The organism is Bacillus fungorum (assembly GCF_002746455.1).
In the GTDB taxonomy this organism is placed as follows: domain Bacteria; phylum Bacillota; class Bacilli; order Bacillales; family Bacillaceae_G; genus Bacillus_A; species Bacillus_A fungorum.
The window spans coordinates 58,589-84,901 of the sequence record NZ_NWUW01000015.1 but is presented as its reverse complement, the minus strand read 5'-3'; the positions used below and the strand labels follow the sequence as shown (position 1 = coordinate 84,901).

Below are 26,313 nucleotides of genomic sequence, written 5' to 3'. Positions count from 1 at the left end.
GTGACCTATTGTATAGTATAGATATGGTTAAAAATAAAGGGGGACTACATATGTGGAAGCGATTTGTAGCGATTGGTGATAGTTTTACAGAGGGAATAGGGGATGAAGTAGAGGGAATTGCATTAAAAAGCTGGGTAGATCATTTTGTTCAACTGTGTGAAAACGATATAGAATATGCCAATTTTGCAAAGCGTGGGTTAGTAACTAAAGAAATTCGCTCGCAGCAATTGGAAAAAGCATTAACTTTTAAACCAGATTTGGTTAGTCTAATTGCAGGTGCAAACGATGTCTTAAAAGGACGCTGGAATCATCAAGCATATAAGAATGATATGGAATTTATGATAGATACATTAAGTAAAACAGATGCTGATATTATTATAGCAAACCTTCCAGATTTTACAGTTAGGCTTCCTTTTTCTTCAGAAAAAAAACAAGTATTAAAAGAACAATTATTAGAGGCAAATGAAGTTATACGTTCACTGAGTAGAGAGTATAAGGTTCATCATGTTGACTTTTGGAATCATCAGTTAGTTAATGACAATACGCTTTGGTCTACGGATTTAATTCATCCAAACTCAAAAGGCTATGTAAAAGTAGCTGAATTGATTTTTAGTAGTTTGCCTGTACATGACTCTTCTAAATAAACTGTAGAATGACCAAAACGCCTGTCGCATAATGCGCAGGCGTTTTTGATACGAAAAAGAAGGATATAGGGTGCCTATAAATTAAATTTTTTTGTAAATGTGGAACAATTTCATTACTTACACTGTCTATTAAGCGTTACAACATTTGTTATTTCATATATCAAGAAAGGAATAAATATTTTTAAATAAGGGAGAAGATTGAATTGAAAAAATTATGGATGCTGCTTTTCTTTTGTTTTGCAGTTATGTTGGTAGGATGTAATAAAAACGAACCGCCAAAACAAGCATTTGAAGAATATATAAATTTATGGAATGATAAAAAATTTGCAAATATGTATGATCGTTTATCAGAACATGCCCAAAAAGCGATTTCTAAAAAGGAATTCACCGAGAAATATCAAAAAATCTATGAAGGTATTGGAGTTAAGAATTTAAAAGTTAAAACGAAAGGAGAGAATGCTAAAGATAAAGAACTTATTCTTTTTGAAGTTAAGATGGATACAGATGGAGGAACAGCTTCATTTATCCATGAAGCAAAACTTGTGAAAGAAAAAGAATCTTGGAAAATAGATTGGACACCAGATTTCATTTTTCCAGGTATGAAAAAAGATTACAAAGTACGTATGCAAACAGAACAAGGAAAACGTGGAGAAATATACGATCGAAATGGGAAAGGTCTAGCAACGAATGGTAAAGCGACTGAGGTTGGAATTATTCCGGAGAAACTAGGCGAAACGGCAGCACAAACAAAAGAAATAGTAGCACAGTTACTGGATATGTCTACAGAAGAGATCGATCAGAAGCTTTCAGCGAAATGGATAAAACCAGACTCCTTTGTACCAATTGGTATTTTAAAAGAGGGAACTAGACAGAATGATTATATTGAATTAGAAGGAGTTTCATCTCGTCCAGTAAATATTCGTACGTATCCATTAGGAGAAGCAGCGGCACACTTAACAGGATATATAGGAAAGGTGAATGCAGAGGAGTTAAAATCGCTTCAAAAAAAAGGTTATCATGCAGATGATTTAGTGGGTAAGACCGGTTTAGAGAAAGTATTAGAGAATAAATTACGTGGTGAAAAGGGTGGACGCGTATTTATGGAAGATGAGAACGGGAAAGAGATTAAAAACGTAGCAAAAAAAGAAGCAAAAGCTGGGGGAAATGTTACGTTAACAATTGATGCTGCAATTCAAGAAAAAATCTTTAATGAGATGAAAAATGAAGCAGGATCTAGTGCAGCGGTCAATCCGAAAACAGGTGAAACAATTGCACTTGTAAGTAGCCCTGCTTATAATCCAAATATAATAGTTAGAGGAGCATCAAAAGCCCAACGAGAAGCATGGAATAACGACTCGAAACTACCAATGATGAATCGTTTCACACAAGCATTTGTACCAGGTTCCGTATTTAAAACGATTACAGGTGCAATTGGTTTGGAAACAAACACAATAAATCCTAAGGAAGAATTTAAAATTCAAGGATTAAAGTGGACAAAAGATTCATCTTGGGGAAATTATTATGTAACACGTGTGAAGGGTGCAAGTCCAATTGATTTTGACAAGGCAATGAAGTACTCTGATAATATTTATTTTGCTCAACAAGCTTTGAAAATGGGAAAAGATCAGTATGTAAACGAATTTAAGAAATACGGATTTCATGAAAAATTACCAATTGAATATGAATTTCCTATTTCAATCATTGCAAGAGACGGGATAAAAAATGATATTCAACTAGCAGACACGGGATACGGACAAGGACAAGTATTAATGACACCACTTCATTTAGCATTAACATATGCACCGATTGTGAATGAAGGGAATATTCCGTCGCCTCATCTTTTAAAAGAAGCAAAAGTAGCGGGGAATTGGAAAGAAAATGTGGTTTCTAAAAAGAATCAAGAGATATTAAAGAGTGCCTTAATAAAAGTCATTAATGACCCTGATGGTGCGGGTAGAATTGCTAAGGTTGATGGTGTAACTCTTGCTGGTAAAACAGGTACAGCAGAATTGAAAGAATCGAAAGAGGCAGACGGAAAAGAACTTGGATGGTTTGCGGCTTTTGATGCAAATGAGCCAGACATGATTGTAACCATGATGATTGAAGATGTAAAAGGAAGAGGGGGGAGTAACGTTCCAGGCGAAAAAGTAAAACACGTTTTTCAGAAATAATACGTAACTATAAGGTGAAATCTTTTACTACATTCATTGTTTGCTTAACACGAAGGTATAAATTGAGCAAAACAAAGAGCAATTAAGTTTTGAAAAAGCATTCTCCTTAATCGAGAATGCTTTTTTGTTGTGGCTGAATAAAGTTGATACCTCATCTTTATTTTCATTTTTGAAAAGTTGGTATTGCTAATAGTAAATAGAAGAGTAAAACATATTGAAAGGGACAAGTTTAAAACTGTAACAAAACAATTATTTAGTAAAACATAAATAGAGCACACAAATAAGTATGCTCTAAGAAAAAAGGTGATACAAGTGGAGTGTTGCGTGAAATGCACAAATAATAATCAGATTTTTTATGAGTGTATTTTTAATATTGTATGCTTTACTTGTTTTTTAGGAGCCTGTCATGTAAGAGAATGTATAGATGATTATTTTATGAAAGTAATTGCACACCTTTACATTTTTAGGAGGATGTTTCTATCAAAAAAGATAAACAATGGAACAAATGAAACTTGTATCTTGTCTATATATTGAAACCATAATAAAAGTGAGGGCAGTTTTATGTTTATTCAAATAAGTTTGAGGTGTGGAAATGGAACAGACGTTTATTGAAAAGTGTAATCATGATGAGCTGGACGATATTATAAAAGACTATTGGCAAGATGTATGGAATTATTCATTTATTATTACGAAAGATCCACACTTATCAGATGATATCACGCAAGATGTATTTATAAAGGTATTTAAAAATTGGAATTCATTTCGAAAGGAGTCATCTATTAAAACGTGGATATTAAAAATTACAAGAAATACGGCAATAAACTATTTGAAATCCTCTTATTTTAAAAGGATATCTTTAATAGGATTTTTTAATGACGATAAGCAATCCCAGTCGGCAGAACAAGAATTTTTTAAGCAAGAAGAAATGAATGATGTGTGGAAGGTTGTATTAAAACTACCTAAAAAGCATCGTGAAATAATAATATTGGATGCAAAATATGAATTATCTTATGAAGAAATGGCTGAAACGTTAGGAGTTTCCATTGGAACTGTGAAATCTAGATTAAGTAGAGCAAGAAGTAAGGTTTCAAAATTAATAGGGGAGGGTAGTAGTAATGAAAAATAAAAACAATCCTGATTGGTATAGTAAATTAAAAAACGGCCCAATGGAACACCGTAAAGATGAAGAAGGATATATTTATAAAATAAAGCAATCTATATATCAAAGTAATGAGGTAGGTTCTCCAAAACAGACAAGACCATTACGTAAAAAAGCATTGCCAATTGTAGTGGTTTTAGCTTGTACATTTTTATTTTTTATTGTTCAACAACCTTGGCTTGATGATAATAAATCACCGGTACAAAGTAGTACACAAATTAAGCCTAAAACAAAAGATGAGTCTGCTCAAGATCCAACATTAAAACAATTTATGAATGATTTATATCAAAGTACAAATGCCAAAAATGAAAATGACTTGTATAAAGCGTTAAACGATGAAGTTCTATTTAAAGGGAAGAGTTATAATAAGGATGAATTGAAGTTTGATGAAGATATTTTTCATGAGCTGCAAGTCGCTCTTACAATGGGGGGAGAATTTGCAAATGATACAAAACAAGTATACAAAGTGCCAAGTGGATTGACAGAAAGTAACCAACCAAAGCAAGCACATTTTATATATGCAACTGTTACTGGAAATAAAACAAAAATTTTAGCTGAACCAAAGCGAGATGCACAAGTTTTATATGAAGTATCTAATGAAATGGTAAAAGCTTGGATTCCAGAAAAAGTGCAGAATGATGGATATATAAAAATATCGACAATTAACGGTAATACTGGTTATGTACAAAAAGAGTACGTTTTAACGGATATTAAATATTCCTTTATGTTCGAAAAGAATAATGAAGGTATATGGAAAATAATAAAAATAGATTCTATATGGTAAAAGAGGAAGGTTCATTTTAATGAACCTTCCTCTTTGTTTTTATTCTCTTTTTGAAGAGTATTCCAGGACTCTAAAATTTCGGATGTAACGAGAGCAGCAATGTTTTTTTCTGAATTACTACCAGGAATAACGACAGAAACGGCAATCTGTGGATCTTCGGTAGGAGCATATGCAATGAAAAGAGAATGATTTACCATTCTTGCTTGCTCATTCGGAAAACCTGTAATACCTGTTTTACCTGCGACGTCAAAGGGTAACTTTTTAATCTCCTCTATATTTTGACTCATGCCACCTTGCACGACACTCCAAAAGTTCATCGGGTAACGATTTGAACTTTCTAAAATTGGTTTGAACTTTTTTATTTCCTTACCATCTTGACCAATAATAGCACTTGCCATTTGAGGTATATATTTATCACCTTTACTTGCCAAAGTTGCTGCATATTGAGCGAGTTGAAGAGGAGTATGCACTTCATTTCCGCCCCACGAGGCATTTAATAAAGCGGAGATTCCATTTTCAAACTTATTAGAAGGATGGAATTCATATTGTCCGTCTTCTTCGAAGGGTAAATCAATCCCGGTTTTAGAGCGTAGGCCGAATTGCATTAAATAATCTGTCCATATATGTGCCACTTTTTCTACATTGCCATTATTTTGGTTAAATAATGGCAGAGCTACTTTTGCTGTCATAAATGTGTTAGATGAATTAATGATAGCCTGCCTCGGTGTAATCTCACCTGTGGGCGTTCCAGGTGCATTCGTAATGTTATTTTGATTATCATACTGAAAAGTACCTTTATCTAAATATGTATCTTCAGGTTGAAAAAGCTTTTCGTTTAATCCAATTAAAATAGTGAGTGGTTTTATAGTAGAGGCCATATTTACATAAGATTCACCATACTTTAATTTTTGAATTGCTTTATTTTGCGAAAGTGATTTAATGTTTTCTTTTTTAGGTGATATATGTGTATGTAATATATTTGGATCAAAAACTGCCGAGTTGGCCATAGTTAAAATTGCGCCAGTTTTTACATCGCTCACTACAGCATAACCAGCTTTAGCATCAGGTGTTTTCTTAATTTGAGATCTTAATGCTTCCTCTGTTTTTTGCTGCAACTTAAAATCTAAAGCTAGCCGGACATCTTTTCCGTTTTGTACTTTTCGAATGTTCCAAAAGAACTTTTTATTATTCATTTTAAAAATAAGAGTTTTACCCGGTTTTCCTTTTAAATCATTTTCATATTGCAGCTCAATCCCACTTTTTCCAACCGGCATATGCTTTGAATTAAGATCATTTTCTACATACCCAATTACCTGTGAACCAATTTCATGTTTAGGATAATATCGTATCACTTCATCTTTGATTATTACATTATTGGGTTTGTTTTTGTTTATGAACGCAAATTCATTCTCAGTTATGTCAGAGTATAACGGTATATCATTCATAGTTTGCTTTTTACAAGATTGTTGTAATTGAGATTTTATGTTCTCTGTAGAAATATCATGTTGAAACTCGCTTGAAAATTGATTAAAAAAAGCTATTGTGTTGGATGTATCTTGTTTCGATAGCTTTTCATCATTAGAAGTGCAATATAGAGACTTAACTTTCTTATTTGTAGCTAGTATTACACCATTTTGATCAAGTATTTCTCCTCTTTCAGCTGAAGAAGTTTTGATAGTAATTGAAACGAAATGGCTTTTTAATAAAATTATTAAAATCACACCCACAATAGAAAGAACCGCTATAAATCTCCATCTTTTTATTTTTGTATGTAACATAAAAACCTCCCTTTTTAGCCTATTCCATATTATAGTTAATTATTTTTTTTGTAAATATGGAACAACTTTATTATTTAGGTTGTCTATTAAGTATTACAGCATGAAGAAAGGAACAATCAGTATGAAAATTTACTAGAAAATCTAAGTGTAAGTTTAATAAGCATTATACAGCTTGGCATTTCTAATGCAAGTGACAAAAAATAGATAGAAAGCAGGAAGGGAGAGTTATGAATTATGTAGCTAAACGAAAAGGAATGGATGCTTACAAGGAGTAGGCAAAAAATTGAGTCGATATTTATAACCGGTCATCGGTATCTAATATATAAGGAATGCTTGTAGTATTTGTAGCAATTCCTGAAAGGATTAAATGGAGGATTTATGAAAGAACAAAAAGGAAAGAAGCAGCAGGCATATATATCTGTTCGATTAAATATAATGTTCCTTTGCATATTTTTACTATTCTCAGCTATTATTATGCAACTAGGAAAAGTACAAATTGTTGAGGGGGAGGCTTATAAGAATCAAGTGGAAAACAGTCAAAATGCAACAACTAGCATTCCAGTTCCGCGTGGACAGATTTTAGATCGAGAAGGGAAAACAGTCGTTAATAATAAGTCTCTTCGTACAATTACGTATACAAGGGTGAAGGGGATTACGAGTGACGATATTTTAAAAACAGCAAAAGACTTGGCGAAAGTACTGGAAATGCCTGAACAAGATATTAATAAATTAACTGCTATTGATAAAAAAGATTTTTGGATGCAGTTAAATATGAAACGTGCGGAGACAAAGATTACTAAAAAAGATATAGAAACGTTTAAAGCAAAGGGAATAGAGGGAAAAGAGTTAGACAAAAAAATTGAAGACTTAAGACGAAGTCGCGTTACGGAAGTAGAAATGGCAGAGTTAACAGCACAAGACTTAAAGGTGTTAGCTATTAAAAGTAAAATGAGTGCAGGTTATCAACTAACACCACAAATTATCAAAAAAGATGTAACAGATGAAGAGTATGCGCAGATAAGTGAAAATCTTGCGAATTTTCCAGGAGTAGATGCAACTGTTGATTGGGAACGTAATTATGTAAATGGTAATTTGTTTCGTTCCGTATTAGGTAATATTACGAGTAGTGAAGAAGGTCTGCCGAAAGAAAACTTAGATTCTTATTTGGTACGCGGATATAACCGTAATGATCGTGTCGGAAAAAGTTATATTGAACAACGATATGAGGATGTATTACACGGTACAAAAGAAGAAGTGAAAAACATTACTGATAAATCAGGAAACATTATAAACACAGAAGTAATTTCTAAAGGGAAAAGTGGAAATAGTTTAACATTAACGATTGATATGGAATTACAAAAGAAAGTGGAAGAAAGTATAGAGAAAAACTTGAGAGCTTTTAAGAGTTCAGAGCCGCTACTCGATCGAGCTTTTGTCGTCATGACGAATCCGAATAACGGACAGATTTTATCTATGGCAGGCAAAAAGATTGTAGAAAAAGAAGGGAAAATAGAGATCGAGGATTTGGCATTAGGTAACATGACAACTTCGTATGAGCTAGGTTCAGCTGTAAAAGGTGCTACTTTATTAACTGGATATGAGACAGGGGCAATACATCCAGGAGATCAATTTTATGACGCACCGATGAAATTTAAAGGTACACAAGCTAAGAAATCGTGGAATGTATCCGGATTTGGTAATATTAATGATTTACGAGCTCTACAAGTATCTTCGAATGTATACATGTTCCAGACAGCTTTAAAAATTGCGGGAGTTAATTACGTACCAAATGGCTCATTGGATATTAAACAAGGAGCATTTGATACGATGCGCTATTATTTCAAGCAATTTGGTTTAGGTGTCCCAACAGGTATTGATTTACCGAACGAAATAATTGGACAAACTAGAAAAGTAGATAGTCAACCAGGGTTTTTATTAGATTTTTCTATCGGTCAGTATGATACGTATACGCCGTTGCAATTAGCACAATATATTTCAACGATTGCTAATGGTGGTTATAGAATGCAACCACAAATTGTACAAGAAATACGAGAACAATCAATAAAAGAAGAGGTTGGCAAAGTTATACGCTCCATAGAGCCTGTCGTATTAAATCGAATTGATATGAAGACAGAACATATTGATCGGATAAAAGAAGGGTTTAGATGGGTATTCCAAGAAGGTGATGGAACTGGCGTGAAGCATTTCAAAAATGCTTCATACAAACCAGCAGGAAAGACAGGGACAGCTCAAACTGTATATGGTGGAGATGATCCAATTGGTAGAAATGCAAAAGGAGAACGTATGGAATGTTACAACTTAACGTTAGTCGGATATGCTCCATATGATAATCCAGAAGTGGCATTTTCTATTGTAGTCCCATGGCTTCATGATGATAAAAGTGGAATTAATTCTATAATTGGAAAGGAAGTTTTAGATGTATACTTTGATTTAAAACAGCAACCTATACATGGTGAAGTTGCTAGTACAGATACTTCGAATCAAAATTAGTAAAATTTGTGTACTTTTCTCAGGCAAGAGACCCTGTTTATATAAAGGCATTTATAAGTAAAAAGATGAGATGTGAGATAAGAGATAGCAGCTATCATAGTTGCTATCTCTTATTTTGTTTATAACATCGATATTACTTATAAAGTTTTTTAGTTTATGGAACAAACTTGTTTCGGTGATTGTCTATTATGTGTAAGTAAAAAAGTGTTAAGAATTTGAAAGGAATGATGATTTTGAAAAACAAGAGGATGCTAAAAATAGGAATATGCGTTGGTATATTAGGTTTAACTATTACAAGCTTAGAAACTTTTACAGGTGGGGCACTGCAAGTTGAAGCGAAAGAAAAGACAGGACAAGTGAAACATAAAAATCAGGCGACGCATAAAGAATTCTCTCAACTTGAGAAAAAATTTGATGCACGATTAGGTGTATATGCGATTGATACTAGTACAAATCAAACAATCTCTTATCGACCTAATGAAAGATTTGCCTTTGCATCAACCTACAAGGCGTTAGTGGCAGGGGTATTACTACAACAAAACTCAACTGAGAAATTAAATGAAGTTATTACTTACACGAAAGAAGACTTAGTGGAATATTCACCTGTTACAGAGAAACATGTAGATACTGGAATGACACTAGGAGAAATTGCTGAGGCTGCTGTTCGTTACAGTGATAATACTGCAGGGAACATTTTATTTCATAAAATAGGCGGACCTAATGGATATGAAAAAGCGCTTAGAAAGATGGGGGATCGGGTTACTATGTCTGATCGCTTTGAAACAGAGTTAAATGAAGCTATTCCAGGAGACATTCGTGACACTAGTACAGCGAAAGCAATTGCTACGAATCTTAAAGCGTTTACGGTTGGAAATGCGCTTCCGGTTCAAAAGCGTAACATTCTTACAGAGTGGATGAAAGGGAATGCTACAGGAGACAAACTTATTCGTGCGGGCGTGCCAACTGACTGGATAGTTGCAGATAAATCAGGTGCAGGAAGTTACGGGACAAGAAATGATATTGCTATCGTTTGGCCACCAAATAGAGCACCCATTATTATCGCAATTTTATCTAGTAAAGATGAAAAAGGGGCTACCTATGATAATCAACTCATTGCAGAGGCGGCTGAAGTTGTCGTTAATGCTATTAGGTGATCATCTCGTAATTTTATATATATTGTAATTAAAAATATAAAATTGGAAAGCGATTCTTTTTAATGTGAAAAGAATCGCTTTTTTGTTTTCCTATAATGAATAGTAAGTATATAAGTGAAAATTATTATTTCATGGAAAATTTATCTCCTAAAGTGCATGAGGGGAGTTTTCTCCTATGGTGTTCGTAGTAATATGATTATTATATAGAGGGTTTGGATCTAATTAACATATTTGTATCAGACAGTGGATCAAGCAATCATGTCTCTAACAAGTATTCAGCAACAATGGAATAAGATGGGAGCAAATTATAAAGATTTATATGATAATATCGATCAAATGCAAGAACATAAACTTTCGTTAATCCCCGATGATTTAAAGGCTGCTAAACTAAGTTGGAATGATATTCATAAGGAAGCAGAATTCATTTCAAAAGACATTACTTTTAAACAAGAAAAAACAAACTAAAGGGAATTTGGTTTAGATGTTATAAAATTGAGAAAAAAGAAACAGAATAGTGGAGTATTTATTGATAAAATCTTTCTTTAAATACATCTTTTTACATATTTGGTATGATGTATGTGAATTATATGTGTATTAAGGGAGGAATGAGAATGAAGAGATTCATAACACGTACAAATGGTAATAAAATTTTTAAGAAGTTAGTTCTAATGATGTTGCCAATGGTTGTAATGATTTTGATGATAACACCATCGAATGAAACATTCGCAGCTAGTCCATCCAATATGAGTTCACTAAAAGGCGTTAATTTATTTAATGGAAGTTGGACGGTGGCTATACAAGCAGCAAATTTACAATATGTTTCTGCTGAACCAAATGGAAATGTGGTAGCTAATCGTAATGCAGTTAATGAATGGGAGAAATTCGAATTAATTCCGACTGGGGAATTATATACGTACGCTTTAAAAGCAAAAAGTAATGGGAAGTATGTTTCATTTGAGCCAAATGGTAGAGTAGTAGCAGATCGTACATCAATTGGGGCATGGGAAAAGTTTATTTTATATAATGGAGGAGACAATAGGATATATGTATTACAAGCATTGAGTAATGGTAGATTTATATCAGCTAATGGTGGTAGAGAATTAACAGCTAATAGTTATGTAGCTGGAAGCTGGGAAAGATTTGTTATTGTGTATTTTTAGTTTTTGAAGTTTTATATCTTTAAATGATAATGGAATGTTTAGTTAATATGCATGCCTAACAAAATAAAGTGTTAAGTACTTCATACAAGTGTATATTAACGTACAAAAAGGGCTGCAAGTAATTGTCAGTCCTTTTTGTACGTTAAATAAGTAATATCTTAATGGAATAGAAAAATTCATTAAAGAAGAAAAACAAGACCCTGGGTTAATTGGAATTTTAGCCGAATACCAAAATGTAACTATAAATCGGCTTTTTAGTTCTTTAAATCCTAAAGAAATTAAAAATCTAGGTAAAGAAATAAAAGACTCCGATCATATTTCTTCTAATTTGCTAAACTATTATATTGTAGAAACAAAAGGTAATATTGATGTACGAGCATTACTTGTAAAATTTGAGAAATCATCTCTTGTTGAAACGGCGTATTTACAGGAAGAAGAAGCGCCACCAGAAGAGCGCTTACCAAATTCTTTAAATTGGCTCTCCCAAGAGTTAAAGAGTTAATAGGGGGATTCAAAATTAAGTAGGATAGGAGAAGGTGTAGGTATGACCTATACCTTTATTTATTCCCACATAAGGGATGAAAGCATAGATATATGTAAAATAGTTAAAAGAATAATTTGGTGCATATTTCACTGGAAATAGAGCATGATATTACCAAATTCAACGGAGGTGTGTAAGAGATGCAAATTCACGAAAATAATAATTCAAACGAAATCTTGGTAGCAGCTGCAGCAAGCGCCATTGAGCAAATGAAATATGAAATTGCTCAGGAATTTGGAGTTACACTTGGACCAGACTCAACAGCAAGAGCAAATGGTTCAGTAGGTGGAGAGATTACGAAACGTTTAGTTCGTATGGCGCAAGAGCAGTTATCGGGTCAATATAAAATTCACTAAAGTTAAAGGTATATCCCATTCAAGGGATATACCTTTTTAATTTGTTCTTAAAGAGGATAGTGAAATTTTTTCTTGCTAGTTAAATTTAGACAATGCAAATTTAGCCATGAAATTCACCTTATTCATGTAAGAAGAATTTACTCCTGCTTGAAATTGGACAGAAATATTACCGTCTTTTTGTGCTTTGAATGCGCGACCGTATGGTGAATTAGCATTGTATGTGCCAATTACTCGATCATCTGCATCAAAGACTGTATAAGAAATAGAGAACCCGGAATTTTGTACAAAGACCGTAAGTTCTTCCCCTTTATTAAGACTAAATAATTCTTTTTGAGAAACTTCATAGGAATTCATAGAGTAATATTTTGTAATTTCTTGAATGTCTAAGTTCGTAGTTGCCGCACTTGCTTTTGGTGCCTCTGCTCCTGGTAAATTCATACCTGATAGTACTGCAATTCCTAATGCCCCTGCTAAAATAACTTTTTTCATAATGCTAGTTCCTCCTTTAATATATTGTGAGAATTGAAAAGGAAGTGAAAATATCATCCCTTGAAACCATTATAGTTACAACGATAATGGTTTTCAAGGGAGTTTGATATGTAATTCTGCATACATAAGATGTTGATATAAGATAATCTATCCGAGGTTTAAAATATTCTTAAAGGAAGCGCGAACAAATCTTCAAAACTATACATGGGACGGTAACTGTTTTTTGCATGAGTTGGCCCCATAAGAAAATATTTAGTTGGCTTTATTTTTGTGCATTTTATGTAAATAAACATTCAAATGTTGATAAAGTTGTATTATTTGGAATTATCAAACAAAAATGAGAAGTTATATGTTATAATAAAGCTGCAATAAGGTTCAGCATCCTAATTTTATTGTGTATATTTAGCCTATGTATGTCGTTTGTATTAAAAATAAGAAGTCTCTCAAAAAGAGGCTTCTTATTTTTTGTATGAAGGGGGATTACAGATGATTAATTATTATCAAATAATACCTCGATGATACGTTTGGTTTGTTTACTTGTATTACCTCTTTTTTACCATTTATTGGTAAAAAAGATAATTTTATTTTACATAAAATTTGAATCTACTAACAAGAGACAATAACTTTGATCTATCCATTATCGAGAAATAAAGGAATTAAATAAAAATGTTTTATACAAATGTTGCAGATGCTCAGTTTGTATAGTTTTTCTTATTACGGGGTTCTTTTTGGTCTATAGAATTTTAGTTATTTAAAAAGTTTAAGCATCTGATGATTCATGTAATGCCTTAATGCTATTAAATATTTCATAATGTTGATAGTAAATTCTGTTTTATTTACTATCAACAAATCTTTTACTTACATACTCAATGGAATCTATTTTAGAGGTATTCCGAAAGTAGAACAGAGATTATTGATGTATAAGGTAAATTATATATTTATACATAACAATATTAGTGTTTCATGTTAATATTAATATGGTAGGAAAGGAATTATATAAGGCGAATGAAATTATTTGTAATAATAAATTATAGAAATAAGGGGATTACAGAGTATGAAACTAACAAAAATGCTTTTAATAGGAGCTACACTTGCTACGACGACATTAACATCGTTAGTGAATGTACAAGCAGCTACAGCATTTAAAGATGTTCCTGCAAATCACTGGTCTTATGATGCAATTATGCATCTAAAAGATAAAAAAATGATAGCTGGCTATGGAAATGGAATGTTTGGATTAGGCGATAATATTACACGAGGACAAGCAGCTCGTCTGCTTTATGTGTATCTACAGCCGTTACTTGTAGGTGATAGGTTTGAAGATCAATTTAAAGATGTAAAAGGTACTATGTTTGAAAAAGAAATTTATGCTGTTGTCAGTTCTGGTCTTATGAATGGATATGGAGATAATGAATTTGGACCAAATGATGTTTTAACACGTGAACAATTAGCGGCAATTTTACAAAAAACATTTAATTTAAAGCAACAATCTATTACTACTTTTAATGATGTGGAAAAAAATTATTGGGCTACTGAGGCGATTAGTGCCCTACAAGAGAACAAAATTGCTGTGGGCACAGGTGACAATTTATTTGAGCCTAAAAAAGTAGTAACACGTGAACAGTATGCACAGTTTCTATATAATGCAATGCGTAAGCTAGAGAAGCCGGGACAACCTGAAGTAATGCCGTTGGGAATACCGAGAGCCATGGTGACAGATGATTTCACTTTTGATAAATCGTTGGTTGACATTGTTCCCGTGTATAGTAAATCTATATCAAAAGAGGCACAGGATCTCATTAATGAGATAAATTTGAAATATGATCTAGATATAAAGTATTGGGAGACAAGTGCTGTACTATATTTAGCTTCATCTAAAATGTCAAAAGAAAATAAAGATTGGTATGGACCATTGAGTATAGATGAAAAGGGCGGTAATAATTTTACTATTAGCTTCGAAAATCATAAACCATCTATTGAATTGACGAAAAGATGGATTACTATGATATACCCAGATTTAAATTTAGACAAAGAGATTGATAAATTGGTCAAAAATATAAATATGGAATATGTGTTTGATAAAGGCCGACATAAAATTAAAATGGGACAAACAGCTAATTATAAGGGCTGGCGCATTTATATTGGTGAATAATTAACCCTTTTCAAGGGTTTAAACTGACAGAAGAAGTTATTATTTGTGATTGAAGACGTAAGTAATTGGTTAGAAATAAATATTGACTATGTAACGTAGAATTTTTATAAATTATGAAAAATTTACGTCTAGGAGCTAATTTGAGTAGGACTAATAGAAATGATGAAGTTTATAAAAGAAAATAGAGAAGAGCATTTTCGTAAATTAATTGCTAATAACGAGCGGGAAATTGCAAAAAAGAAGAGTTAATCAAAAATTAACTCTTCTTTTTATTTAAAAATAAACTTAATTTTTATATCCGTTATACCACAGTTTATTAATTAGATTGTGTATAAGATTAATTTTTACTATAAAAGAGAGTTAAATGGGAATAAATTAGTATTCGTAAGCAAAAATAGCCCCTCTTATAAGATGGCGTTCTAATAATTATTTTAGGATTATACATGTAAAATTAGGTGATAAGATAATGGAACGAAGTAAAAGTGATAAAACGTATTTTATTCGTTTGTATTATTTTGGTTTTGGATAATGATTGTAGTATGAGGTTCTAATAAATTTTTAATAGACATTTGTTAATTTAGCATCTCTAAATGGAGGAGTGTAAAAGAGATTTAATTACATTAAAAGAGGCATACATATTATTAGGGTTAACTAGAAAACGAAATATAAAGGATATTTTAGGTTAGGGAAATTTAAAAGGCCTTGTCATTATAGACAGGGCCTTTTAAAAAAGGGGCACAATTGACAACTGAAGGTGACTTCATATTACCATTTTTGGTATTTTAATTCCAGGTATCCATGTTGAGAAATAAAATGATTATTTTGTAGAGTGTGAGATGGGAGATACTGCTTATCAATTTTCAGGACGGGAAGGCAAAAGCAGAATTTTTTATTTGCTTTAAACAAAGGGTCAGAGAAGTACTTTTGCTTAGTAAATCGTGTTAATCATAGATCAAAGTTATGTAAAAAAACTGTTTTCTGGATAGGTGTCCTTTTTGTTTTAAGAAGAGAAAATATTTTCTCAACAGGACAAATCGTAATCATCTATAAGTACTATTTATAAGGATAATAAGAAAAATAGAAATTAATAATAAAGGAGAATGCGAAATGAAAACAGTAGTAACTGATAAAGATCTAGCTGAAATCCGCGAAGAAGACGTAGATGTTTTAAAAGTAATGGCACATCCGGTTCGATTACAAATTGTAAATGAATTAATGCACCATAAAATGTGTAATGTTACGCAATTAACGGAAATGTTAAGACTCCCACAATCTACTGTTTCACAGCATCTATCAAAATTAAGGGGAACTGTACTTCGTGCAGAAAGAAAGGGATTAGAGATGCATTATTATATAGATAATGCTAAAGCTCGTCAGATTGTAGGAATTTTAGATTTGTAAGTTAATAACACAAAAAAGATTTCCTGTTACATGGCAGGAAACCTTTTTTGTATATAATAAGGAGAATTGGTATTAAGTGGTATGATATATAATTTTAAGGGAGTAAAAATATAAGAGAGATCAATTAAATTATCCAATTATTACCCAAAAACAAAAGGAGGATTTTAAATGAACATTAGTATCGAAAAACTAGATAAAAAAATAAATAATCGAGAGAGTATTAAAGAAATAATAGAATTATGGAATCTAAACGCAATAGAAACTGCAGATTGTGAATTAGAGGAGAAGGATAAAAAAGGGATTGAAGAACAATTAGTGGAATTAATTCAATCAAGATATGGTGCAGTGTTTGTAGTAACTGATGAAAGTAATAATCTAATTGGTTATGGAATTGGCTCAATAAAGAAAGATCTAGTTACAGATATGTTATATGGTCAAATAGAGGAGGTTTATGTAAAATTAGAATATAGGAGGCAGCAAATTGCACAAAGTTTAGTTGGAAATTTGAGCAATTGGTTGAATCAAGAAAATGTCTCTTTGATTCATGTCTATGTAGACTTAGATAATAAATTAGCATTGAATTTTTGGGAGAATACAGGATTTGAAAAAGAATTTTTTCTTTTATCTAATAGTTAATTAATATAATGAAAGTATAAATAAAGATAGGCTCACTATAATAATAGCATTGCGCTACTATAGTGAGCCTATTTTTATTTATAAGAAAATAAAGGTTGAAAGTAATCATTTAGAAATGTTTAACGTAATATTCAAATTATTAACAGAGGAATAAATGCACTTACACCTTATGATTTAGGGGTGGAATTAAATAAATTACTTATATTTATATAAAAGTATATAAAGTTGAAAAAATAGATTGAAGAGACCTCGTTTAGAAAATATTTACATTTTTTTATCAATGGTAAACAAATAATTTAGATGTTAAATGTAAAAAAGTAGTTTCTTGAGTAGTTTACATTCTAATTTCTTGTGTATAAACTTCAACTTAATTCCATAGAAAGGAGGGGGAAAAGAAAAATGAAAAAACTAGAGGCAGGGAAAGTAAAGGCATATGGATCATTTATGGCAGTAACATTAGCGAAGAAAAACAAACCAGGTGATGGAACAAGAACAAAAGGAATCCGTAAAGGGCTATAAACGTTCTTCAATAAAGAGGATAGGAGGGAAGAAAAATGAAAAAATTAGAAATACCAATATACAATAACTATTTCGTTATAATGTATAAGCGTAAAATATTTAACAATTAGCTAGGTGGTAAAAATTTCATTTTATATTAGTTTAAAACCAAAAAAGAGCAGTTAGTAAAAGCTAACTGCTCCAATCATGGAATATGGTTCGAAATGGGTTGTTTATATTATTGACAGAATATTGAGTTTTATCCAAAGGTACCTAAAGGTTTTCTTTTTAACTTAATCCATATCCCACAAATAAAATAATGGCTAAAAACACAGATAATGAAAATGTCAGAAAGACTGTTATTATGCTTCTAGGCATCGTTTGTCAGTTGTTTACTTTAGTTGTGTTCTGCCATTGGTGAGATTTTTAATTCTATTAAAAATCGTAACAGCTCGTCCAAACTTATCTAATCTATCTTACATAGTATGTAGTAACAAATTTAAAGGAGGAATCTAGTATGTCTTATTACTACGATGATTATTGTAAGGATTCCAAAAAGAAATATCATGATTGTCATAAAAGCAGTAAGAGTTATGACAAATGTGATAAAAAACATGAGGAAAAGCCTTGGTTTAATGTAAAAGTGAATTGTTGTTCTGATGACAACGGATACAATCTTGTAAGAGCATCTGCTTTTAGAGCTGTGAGTACAGTTAATCAGAATTTGCCAGCAAATACATTTGTTAAAGTTTTATTCCAAAATGAACAATTTGATTTAGCAAATGAATATAACCCTGCAACATCCATTTTTATACCAAAGACAAGAGGTGTTTACTCTGTTATTGGAACAGTTGCGTTCATTCCCAATAATCTAAACGTAAACTATAGAGCGCGGGTAGAAATTCGAGTTAATGGAAATCCGGCAATTGCAATAGATAATGATTTTTTTGGTCCAATAAACTTTGCTAATGTTGTAGCTGTTTCATCGATAATTCAATTGAATGCAGGGGATATAGTTGAGGTTTTTGCACAAAGTAGCGTAGCTGGAGTTATTTCAAATGTAGAAAATAGTACGCATTTTGAAGCTGCAAGATTCCCGTCTCCACAAGAATAAGTAGTATGAAATCTCGTCAGTAATTTTATCTAAGTAAAGTTCCTAATTTATATTTGACCTGCATAAATGCAGGTCTTTTTTTCGATAAAAAGGGGACGTTTCTAGGGATTTCTCAAAACAGAATCGAAATTAGACTATACCTATACAGTTCTTTGAAAGAAAAGTAGTGTGGGGATAACGTATCTATGCGTTGATAAACAGTCAACATAGACCCCTTTATTAAAACGTTACTGGAGAACGGGCATGGACGGTAAGAATCCGCAAAAAGGACGAAAAGACTAATTACATTTATATATTCAGCTATAGTGCGTAAATGGTATCACTACTTCTGATTGATGCCAATAATTGCAGTATTTCTTGGAATAACTTGGGTAATTTTAATAATTATTGATTCTATTTTATTTAAGAAATAGGATGCCGAATGATAAGACCAATATCAATTATCGCTGATGCTGCCATGATTTGCTTGACGTCTTGTTTGTTGTTAAGGCAAGATAAGGGGTGAGATAGACTTGCAAATTGAAATACTATTAGCTTAAAACAAAAAATATAGACTAGTAAACAAGCTGTTTTCACCTTTTTTTCATAGAATATGATGAATTCTATTTTTAAAGGAGGGAATCATATCTATGGGATGGAATAATAATTTTGAACATTCTCGAGATTGTAATAGATTTTGGGATGATTTGGTATTTTGTGGTTGCGGTCGTAGACGCAGAAGAAAAGATTTTAACGACTGTCATTGTAAACGTGAATGCGATTGTGATGAGTGTCGTCGTAGACGTAATCATGATGATTGTCGAGATTGGTAAAGTGTTTTAAAAGAGTGCATATCTTTATAGCACTCTTTTTTATTGTGTTTTTTAATACTTAATAATTTGAAAGGCTCAGTTTCAATCGGGGTTAACGTTTAACAAAACAAATGAACTCAATGAACGAAAATACAGCGATGTATGAGATTTGTATTTTATTACATTTAAAATAAAATGTGACTCTTTTTAAAAGTAGCTATTTTTATTCTGTATAATAAATCTAAAGTGAATTGAAACAGGGATATTGATGTGAAAAAAATAGACGAGTCAAAAAGCCCTTTTTTCGAAACGCATGGAAAAAAGGGAACATTACACGTTTCTTGCCATTTATGTTAGAACGAAAAGATCGTACAAGTATGATGAATGGCTTGGAAGTACGAGTTCCATTTTGCGATTACCGGCTTGTAGAATACTTATGGAATGTCCCGTTCGAAATGAAAAGCATAGACAATATTGAAAAAGGTATTTTACGTCGAGCTTTTGAAAATGTACTTCCAGAGGATGTACGTTATCGCAAAAAAAGTGCATATCCATGCACAAAGGATGCCTCTTATCTACAAGGTATTAGTGATTGGATGTTACATGTGTTGAACGATCCACAATCACCTATTTTGCCATTAATTAATATAGAAAGAGTTCGTGCTATTGCAGAAGGAAAAGACAAAGTAATTTCTGGTAATGATGCAAGAGGTATAATAGATTATTTACTTCAAGTTAATGGTTGGCTTCAGGAATATAATATTAAATTAGTATGGTAGATGTAATTTTCAAATAAAGAGAATAGCTGAAACATTAATGACCTAAGTGAACCGCACCTCCAATGTATTAGATAGTTATCTAACAATTGGAGATGCGGTTTTATTATTTTTATTTGCCATAACGTTAATCAGTTAGTAAATTAGAATCAAATAAGGAACTAGAAAGAATTGGGGGAAATAATATGAAGTGGAAGTACCCAGTAAAGGAGAATACCATGAACCTTTTAATTAGAGAATTAGAAGTAAATGATTTAGACAATTTACCGGAGATTGATGATAGTTTCATAGTGAACTCTCGGCTAATTCTTTCTCTTTCAAAAGTAAATAAGCAAATAGAATATACAGTAGAAGACGTTCCAATTTATGAGAAAAGTTATTTACAAGATCAATATGATGATGAAATAGCGTACACTGAATATATAAATAATCCTGATCAAGTAATTTACATAGCAATTTTACATGACCAAATTATAGGAGTAATGGTATTGAAAAAGAATTGGAATCACTATGCTTACATAGAAGATATAAAGGTGGATAAAAAATATCGTTTACTTGGAGTTGGTAGAAGGTTAATTGAGCAAGCAACGCAGTGGGCGAAAAAAAGCAATATGCCAGGTATAATGCTTGAAACACAAAATAATAATGTAGCAGCATGTAAATTCTATGAAAAATGTGGGTTTGTAATAGGTGGGTTCGATTTTTTAGTTTATAAAGGGATACATGAAGAAAGCGATGAAGTTGCAATGTATTGGTATTTGCATTTCAAATAAAAGTACACCAAAATGCGGATATATAAATTCCGTGCTGTTATATTCGGGATACGCAAATAACTAAAAGAAAAAGGAGGTTTCTTTCTGAGAGTAGGGGGCATTTTTGATCTTGCTACCGATAATCAAACGATATGTTAATTAGATTTGGATAAAATCAATACGTAGCTACTAGGTGCAAAAGTGCTATTGGAATTTATTGGTGCCATAACAGAGGGAATTGAAAAGCAGGAACTAGAGTCTACACCAGGATTATTAGAAAATCTATTTATACATGTGAAAGAAACAATTCAAATTCAAAATATGAATCAACGCATAATAAAAGCCCCTGTAAAAAACAGAGGCTGATGGTATAAATAAAGATACATTATTTATGGAATCATATGTAGAATTAATCAATCATAAGTTTATTATTTCTGAATTAGCTGTAGAGCTTTCATCTGTTCTAAAAGAATTAAATTGTTTTGTTCAATCATCTTTGCCACAGCTTCAAAGTAAGCTTGATTCTCAAGAACTTCAATCTGCTTATCTTTAGAGAGTGATTGAAGTATTTCTTTTATTTCTTGACACTCGTATATGTTATTCCCCGAGTCTTCAATTAATTTATTGCGACGATTGGTGTATTCAAGTGCACCTAAGGTGGCTAATGCGCGAGGATCTAATCCTAGAATTTCCATGTAATCCTCTCCTTTCCTCTATAATAATTCGATAGGGGGAAGGAGATTCCTTTAATGAATTAGTAGAGTCTTTATATAGCTATACAAATTGTTAATGATTAGTAGACATGTTACCTAGTAGGAATGTAATAGAATTAGACTTTAAAGAGCTTCTAAAAAAAATCAAAAGAAAGGGGAACCCAGTAATTCTCACTCTTTTTTCTTAAATAATCTACATATGATACGGTTGTTTTCTTTTATCATGAGTTTTACATTGGATTCTTTGGGGAAGATTAGGTAAATATAGGATATGGGGGATGAATGAATACATAAACAAAATGAAAGAGAAATGTAAGAATTACAGGGAATGCTAAGGGGTTATTAGGTAATAAATTTTAAAGTATTTAAGAGTGGGAAGATGTGTATTAATCGTTACTTAAAAGTAAAAGATTAGTAATTAAATAGGGAGAAGTGTCTAAGTTACTTGTATAGATGAAATAATGGAGCGTATAAAATTAAAGCATGTTGAAATAAATAGAAGGGGATCTTGAGGTAGGCTAAGCAGAGAAATAAGGCATGCTGAGAAAGTGGCTATTGAATTCGAAGAAGTTAAAGTGTGAAAGGTGTCATCTATGTTCACTTGAATATCTATTACTAATGCACTCTATATAGAAGACTAGCTGGACTCAAGTACAGCTAGTCTTCTTCACAAATTTATATGGCCTCGATGACAAATTGAGATTGAGGTATATAAAGTAATTGGGCTGCTAAGGAAGCTGTTGTATTAGCAAATGGATATGCTTCCTTATAAAGAAATTTACTATACACTATTTCATTCATTTCAAAGGTCGTATACAGTTTTTTAAGAATTTTTTGGGAAATTTTATTTGTACAAGCAGCAATAAAATCATAATCTCTTTTACTTATTTCTTGAATAGCATGTGAAAGAAGGGTAGTGACTATACCACTTCCCATCCAATCTGGATGACAAGCGCCCATATCTAGATAGACCAATTTTTCTTTATCTAAATGAGAAAACTCAATAGATTCTGTCTCTAATGTATCTAAAAGTTGAAAAATAGGTTCCATTTGCGGGCATAGTTCAATCGCTTTCTCTGTATCTATTAGTGGCTGGGTTACTTTTTTTGTTAAAAGAACTCCAACAATTTGAAAATTTTCTATTGCTACAAATGACATAGCTTGAGATACAGCTTGTTTTATCATTTCTTCGCACATTTTGTGAAAAGGAGCAAAAGGAATTTGTAAACTGCTTACAAGAGGTTCGTTATTCACAAAAGAATGTGCAAGTAAATGTGCTGCGTCTTTCACGTGGTGTGTATCAAGTAGCTCTATATTCATATGTTTTTCCTCTTTCCTGATATAGTTAATAGTAATTAAAAGGATTAAAAATTTTATTTAATTTAGTTAAGTTAATTTTAACTATTAAAACGCTAACAAATATGATTATTAAACATATGAATAAATCTGTTTAGTAGCAATCGAAATATATTCATAAAGAAATGCTACGACCTCATCTAAACATTCAACAGTTGTATATGGGGAAATAGAAAAGAATTTTAATGTAGAAATCGGATTTCTATCACAACTGTTTATTGCGTCTACTACACATGAACGAGTTGTATCGCCTAAAAATATTTGATCACGATTTTTTCCTAGATAATTAAATAGTTCTATATTTAACCGATTTGTATCCTCAATTTCTTCTTTTGTTGCAAGACCTATTCGTTCTTTTTCCCAATTCTCTTGGCCATCTCCATTCATATAGAACCGAAAAGTTGTAATTGGTCCATATGTAAAATCATTTGTGATTGCAACTTGAGGGAGGGCCTTGCGCAACTTCTCTCTAAATAATAGATTTACACGAATATAATTTGCTAATAATTTTTGATATCCTTCAATTCCAAAGGCTAATAGATTGATATACATTGGAATAGCACTACCAGATCGCGAACATTCTAAGGTATAGCCTGTATGATAACTTCCATATGACCTATTACCAAGGTAAGGTGTGTCATCTTGTTCAATGTCCATCAGCTGTAAATCAGTATGATTTTTTACGATTAAAATACTTGAAGCATAAGGTGTTTGTCCTAATTTATGAAAATCAAAACATACACTATCAGCAAGTGCCATGTATTGCATTTTATCTTGTACGTATAGTAAAGCATTTTTTAAGTTAGGTTCAAATGAAAGTGGATTTTCTTCGAAATTATAATTATTAAAGAAACTATAGAATCCACCCATTGCAGAATCCGCATGGATATAAATAGGTTTTAATTTATATTTTTTTTGTATTGCTTCAGCGCTCTCTTTAATTTTTTTTATATCATCAATGGTAAAAGTATCTGTTGACCCCATAGTAGCTAGAATATAAAGGGGGATACCACCATTATTAATAACTTGTATCATCTTTGCCTCTAAATCATCTATATCCATAGAATTTGAATAAGGATCAGTTTTCACTTTAATTAAGTGATTTGATCCAATGCCAGTTGCTTCAGCTGACTTTAATAAACTATAGTGTGCATTCTCAGAAGCAAAGCAATATACATTTTGTGGAGCACCATATTCTTTTGCTAATGGGAATTGTTTAGAAATTGCTAAACGTAAGCTTGAAAATACACAACCTTGTCCACCCCATGTTGTATAACCACCGCTATTATGCGGATTATAACCAATCAGTTTTGAAAGCATGGATACAACTTTTACTTCTGCCTCTGCTGCCCCTGGGCCATAAACATCCCAAACGCCATTACCATTTAAAAGTGCCATGGTTAGTATACCCAATAGTGATGGAATACTTGGTAGTGGTACAGCGTTAGACAAGTAGTATTTATTTGGATAAGGATGGCCATTCATAAATTGGTTTAGCTCTTCTATAACCTCAGACATAGTGATTCCATCTAGTGGTATATGACTTTGGTGAATTAAGCTATTATAGTATCCTTCTGATTTTTCCTCACATTTACCTAAAGTAGCTCGCTCTTCATTTTTTAATCGGTCAAGATTTCTAATTATTTTCTGCATAGATTCTAATAAAAGTTGTTGTTTTTCTTCATTTCCATCAACGCTCGGAAATAGCTTTAAAATATCTTGCATGCAGTCACTTCTCCCTGTGAAAAACTGGATTTTTATTTTACTTGGTTAAACATAAAGGTATAATAATTTGTAATTGCCCTTTTGAATACTTAGAAATGAGGAGCTATTTAGAAAAAAATGTAATTCCATAGAAGATTATATGAACTATGGAATTTAAAGTAAAGAAAAATTTTTTGATTTATTTTAAAAAAAGTAATTGCGAGATAATGAAGTTTCTAAAAAATATATCTGAATTAATTGTTTATTTAATTTATATGTTGTCCTAACATGTATTCAACTAGTGTAGTAGATATTTTAATATAATGTAGAACTATTATAAGGTAGTTGAATATAAAGGCTCAACTACCTTATAAACTGTAGATATTGTTGGGAAAAGATAAAAAAATAAGGTGGAAGTGTTAAAGATATGTTCTAGTGGAGAAGAAGTAGTAGTATGGATTTGGTAGTAAAATCAGCGTAATTTTTTATGGAAGAATAAGTATTCGATCAAAGTTTTTTAATGAATTCAATTTCATTATTTAATAATAATGGACGAGTTAAGTGTGAAGAATTTTCTTCAACCTGAGTAGAATTTTTTGCACCAGGAATAGCAACTGAAACAGCTGGGTGACTTAAAACATAACGTAAGGCGATTTGCGCTAGACTTCGATTTGATCGTACAAGTGAACCTAATTTCTCTACTTTGTTTAAGCTATCTTTAAACCACTTTTCTTTTGGCCAATCTTTTCTTAAATCATCGTCTGGAAATTGAGTTTCATGATTAAATTTCCCAGTTAAAATTCCCATTTTAAGTGGACCTCTTATCACAGCACCTAAATTATGTTTTTCAATATAAGGAAGGATGTCTTTTTCAGGTTCTTTATTTAAAATACTATAATCGAATTGCACAACATCTAAATCATCATTCTGATTAAAATGTTTAATATAATCTAAATCATTAGTAGAAACGCCAACTGCTCTCACTTTTCCAGATTTTTTTAAGGTTTGGAAAGCTTGTAGAAAGGCTTCTGTTTCTTCAGGTTTATCCCACCAAATATGACAAAAGTACACATCTATATAATCAGTTTTAAGCCGTAGTAAACTAGCATCAAACGCATCAATGATCTTTTGAGGATCTCCATAAACGGCTGGTTGATTCGGGTCATAATGATGACCAATTAATCCACCTTTTGTAGAAAGGATAATATCCTGCCTACGTTTATGTATAGCTTTTGCAACGAGTGTTTCACTATGACCTATTCCATAAACATCAGCAGTGTCAATAAAATTAACCCCTAGGTCAATCGCTTTATTGATTGCATCAATGGATTCATTATCTTTTACTACTCCCCATTCATCTCCACCAATTGCCCAAGAACCAAATCCTATCTCTGAAACTATTAATCCCGTGTTACCTAATAATCTATATTCCATTATGAACGAACTCCTCCTATTCAGATTATGTTATTAGAAATATATATAGTGACCAGTTGGAATATTCTTGAATTTGTTTTCGGGATATAAATTAGGCTATTTACCTTAATAAATATATGTAAGATTACTGTATAAAAATAAATTAGAATTATTAGTTAAATGGTTTTTTATGCTTAAATTGAATAAAAGTATGAATTTTCATGGTATAAATATGAATTTTATTCATAATTTTAATAACT

Annotated in this window: 22 protein-coding genes and 3 pseudogenes; 19 read left to right on the top strand and 6 right to left on the bottom strand. The window is 31.8% G+C overall.

Features of this window, described 5'->3' with window-relative positions; all coding sequences use genetic code 11:
- The first annotated feature begins 23 nt into the window (after positions 1-23).
- The 4 genes from CO726_RS19925 to CO726_RS19910 all read left to right on the top strand — a co-directional run bounded on the left by CO726_RS19925 (position 24) and on the right by CO726_RS19910 (position 4,758).
- On the top strand, positions 24-644 hold the full coding sequence (locus CO726_RS19925) for an SGNH/GDSL hydrolase family protein (RefSeq protein ID WP_136699767.1): 621 nt from the start codon (positions 24-26) through the stop codon (positions 642-644).
- A gap of 203 nt (positions 645-847) precedes the next feature.
- Complete coding sequence (locus CO726_RS19920; protein WP_099685428.1) at positions 848-2,815, top strand: penicillin-binding transpeptidase domain-containing protein; 1,968 nt, start codon at positions 848-850, stop codon at positions 2,813-2,815.
- Positions 2,816-3,407: 592 nt separating this feature from the next.
- Positions 3,408-3,941 (top strand): RNA polymerase sigma factor, encoded by a 534-nt coding sequence (locus CO726_RS19915; protein ID WP_136699765.1) that lies wholly within the window; start codon positions 3,408-3,410, stop codon positions 3,939-3,941.
- The gene (locus CO726_RS19910) at positions 3,931-4,758 is read left to right on the top strand and encodes an SH3 domain-containing protein (RefSeq protein WP_099685426.1); all 828 of its coding nucleotides are present in this window, start codon (positions 3,931-3,933) and stop codon (positions 4,756-4,758) included. Before CO726_RS19915 ends, CO726_RS19910 begins: the two co-directional genes overlap by 11 nt.
- 11 nt (positions 4,759-4,769) lie before the next feature.
- Here the strand turns inward: CO726_RS19910 and CO726_RS19905 are convergent, their stop codons facing one another.
- Positions 4,770-6,536: a peptidoglycan D,D-transpeptidase FtsI family protein gene (locus tag CO726_RS19905; protein WP_099685425.1), complete on the bottom strand. Its 1,767-nt coding sequence runs from the start codon at positions 6,534-6,536 to the stop codon at positions 4,770-4,772.
- A gap of 378 nt (positions 6,537-6,914) precedes the next feature.
- Here CO726_RS19905 and CO726_RS19900 point away from each other — a divergent pair, with 378 nt between their 5' ends.
- The 6 genes and pseudogenes from CO726_RS19900 to CO726_RS19875 all read left to right on the top strand — a co-directional run bounded on the left by CO726_RS19900 (position 6,915) and on the right by CO726_RS19875 (position 12,258).
- Positions 6,915-9,047 carry a peptidoglycan D,D-transpeptidase FtsI family protein gene (locus CO726_RS19900; RefSeq protein WP_099685424.1) on the top strand — a complete coding sequence of 711 codons (2,133 nt, stop codon included), beginning with the start codon at positions 6,915-6,917 and terminating at the stop codon, positions 9,045-9,047.
- Between the two features lie 227 nt (positions 9,048-9,274).
- The gene (gene bla / locus CO726_RS19895; protein ID WP_425427811.1) at positions 9,275-10,201 is read left to right on the top strand and encodes a class A beta-lactamase Bla1; all 927 of its coding nucleotides are present in this window, start codon (positions 9,275-9,277) and stop codon (positions 10,199-10,201) included.
- Positions 10,202-10,423: 222 nt separating this feature from the next.
- A pseudogene (locus CO726_RS19890) lies at positions 10,424-10,666 on the top strand (hemolysin BL lytic component L1); the annotation flags it as partial.
- 146 nt (positions 10,667-10,812) lie between these two features.
- Positions 10,813-11,361 carry a fascin domain-containing protein gene (locus CO726_RS19885; protein WP_099685422.1) on the top strand — a complete coding sequence of 183 codons (549 nt, stop codon included), beginning with the start codon at positions 10,813-10,815 and terminating at the stop codon, positions 11,359-11,361.
- Between the two features lie 154 nt (positions 11,362-11,515).
- Positions 11,516-11,827: pseudogene (locus CO726_RS19880) on the top strand (peptidase S8); the annotation flags it as partial.
- 215 nt (positions 11,828-12,042) lie between these two features.
- Positions 12,043-12,258, top strand: a complete 216-nt coding sequence (locus tag CO726_RS19875; protein WP_099685421.1) for an alpha/beta-type small acid-soluble spore protein — start codon at positions 12,043-12,045, stop codon at positions 12,256-12,258.
- 75 nt (positions 12,259-12,333) lie between these two features.
- On the opposite strand, the gene CO726_RS19870 is transcribed toward CO726_RS19875, so the two are convergent.
- A complete protein-coding gene (locus CO726_RS19870) occupies positions 12,334-12,747 on the bottom strand; it encodes a hypothetical protein (RefSeq protein WP_099685420.1) in 414 nt (137 codons plus the stop codon).
- A gap of 1,054 nt (positions 12,748-13,801) precedes the next feature.
- Between CO726_RS19870 and CO726_RS19865 the strand changes: the two genes are divergently transcribed.
- The 9 genes and pseudogenes from CO726_RS19865 to CO726_RS32555 all read left to right on the top strand — a co-directional run bounded on the left by CO726_RS19865 (position 13,802) and on the right by CO726_RS32555 (position 21,233).
- A complete protein-coding gene (locus tag CO726_RS19865) occupies positions 13,802-14,899 on the top strand; it encodes an S-layer homology domain-containing protein (protein ID WP_099685419.1) in 1,098 nt (365 codons plus the stop codon).
- A 1,107-nt stretch (positions 14,900-16,006) separates the two neighbouring features.
- A complete protein-coding gene (locus CO726_RS19860) occupies positions 16,007-16,300 on the top strand; it encodes an ArsR/SmtB family transcription factor (RefSeq protein WP_098761965.1) in 294 nt (97 codons plus the stop codon).
- Positions 16,301-16,468: 168 nt separating this feature from the next.
- Positions 16,469-16,936: a GNAT family N-acetyltransferase gene (locus tag CO726_RS19855; protein ID WP_099685418.1), complete on the top strand. Its 468-nt coding sequence runs from the start codon at positions 16,469-16,471 to the stop codon at positions 16,934-16,936.
- A gap of 399 nt (positions 16,937-17,335) precedes the next feature.
- The gene (locus tag CO726_RS33210) at positions 17,336-17,455 is read left to right on the top strand and encodes a lariocidin family lasso peptide (RefSeq protein WP_016135744.1); all 120 of its coding nucleotides are present in this window, start codon (positions 17,336-17,338) and stop codon (positions 17,453-17,455) included.
- A gap of 496 nt (positions 17,456-17,951) precedes the next feature.
- Entirely contained in the window at positions 17,952-18,548 is a 597-nt protein-coding gene (locus tag CO726_RS19850) for an ABC transporter permease (RefSeq protein ID WP_099685417.1), read from the top strand.
- A 629-nt stretch (positions 18,549-19,177) separates the two neighbouring features.
- On the top strand, positions 19,178-19,360 hold the full coding sequence (locus CO726_RS19845) for a hypothetical protein (RefSeq protein WP_099685416.1): 183 nt from the start codon (positions 19,178-19,180) through the stop codon (positions 19,358-19,360).
- A gap of 308 nt (positions 19,361-19,668) precedes the next feature.
- Positions 19,669-20,118 (top strand): annotated as a pseudogene (locus CO726_RS19840) (asparagine synthase-related protein); the annotation flags it as partial.
- A gap of 215 nt (positions 20,119-20,333) precedes the next feature.
- Entirely contained in the window at positions 20,334-20,888 is a 555-nt protein-coding gene (gene satA / locus CO726_RS19835) for a streptothricin N-acetyltransferase SatA (protein WP_099685465.1), read from the top strand.
- Between the two features lie 186 nt (positions 20,889-21,074).
- Positions 21,075-21,233, top strand: coding sequence for a hypothetical protein (locus tag CO726_RS32555; RefSeq protein WP_245916702.1), 159 nt, complete (start codon positions 21,075-21,077; stop codon positions 21,231-21,233).
- A gap of 62 nt (positions 21,234-21,295) precedes the next feature.
- Here the strand turns inward: CO726_RS32555 and CO726_RS32550 are convergent, their stop codons facing one another.
- From CO726_RS32550 to CO726_RS19810, 4 genes are all read right to left on the bottom strand, one after another.
- Positions 21,296-21,562, bottom strand: a complete 267-nt coding sequence (locus CO726_RS32550) for a hypothetical protein (protein WP_245916700.1) — start codon at positions 21,560-21,562, stop codon at positions 21,296-21,298.
- A 693-nt stretch (positions 21,563-22,255) separates the two neighbouring features.
- Positions 22,256-22,900: a GNAT family N-acetyltransferase gene (locus CO726_RS19820; protein WP_099685415.1), complete on the bottom strand. Its 645-nt coding sequence runs from the start codon at positions 22,898-22,900 to the stop codon at positions 22,256-22,258.
- A 108-nt stretch (positions 22,901-23,008) separates the two neighbouring features.
- Positions 23,009-24,661, bottom strand: coding sequence for a pyridoxal phosphate-dependent decarboxylase family protein (locus CO726_RS19815; RefSeq protein ID WP_099685414.1), 1,653 nt, complete (start codon positions 24,659-24,661; stop codon positions 23,009-23,011).
- A 486-nt stretch (positions 24,662-25,147) separates the two neighbouring features.
- Complete coding sequence (locus CO726_RS19810; RefSeq protein ID WP_099685413.1) at positions 25,148-26,074, bottom strand: aldo/keto reductase; 927 nt, start codon at positions 26,072-26,074, stop codon at positions 25,148-25,150.
- Positions 26,075-26,313: the final 239 nt, after the last annotated feature.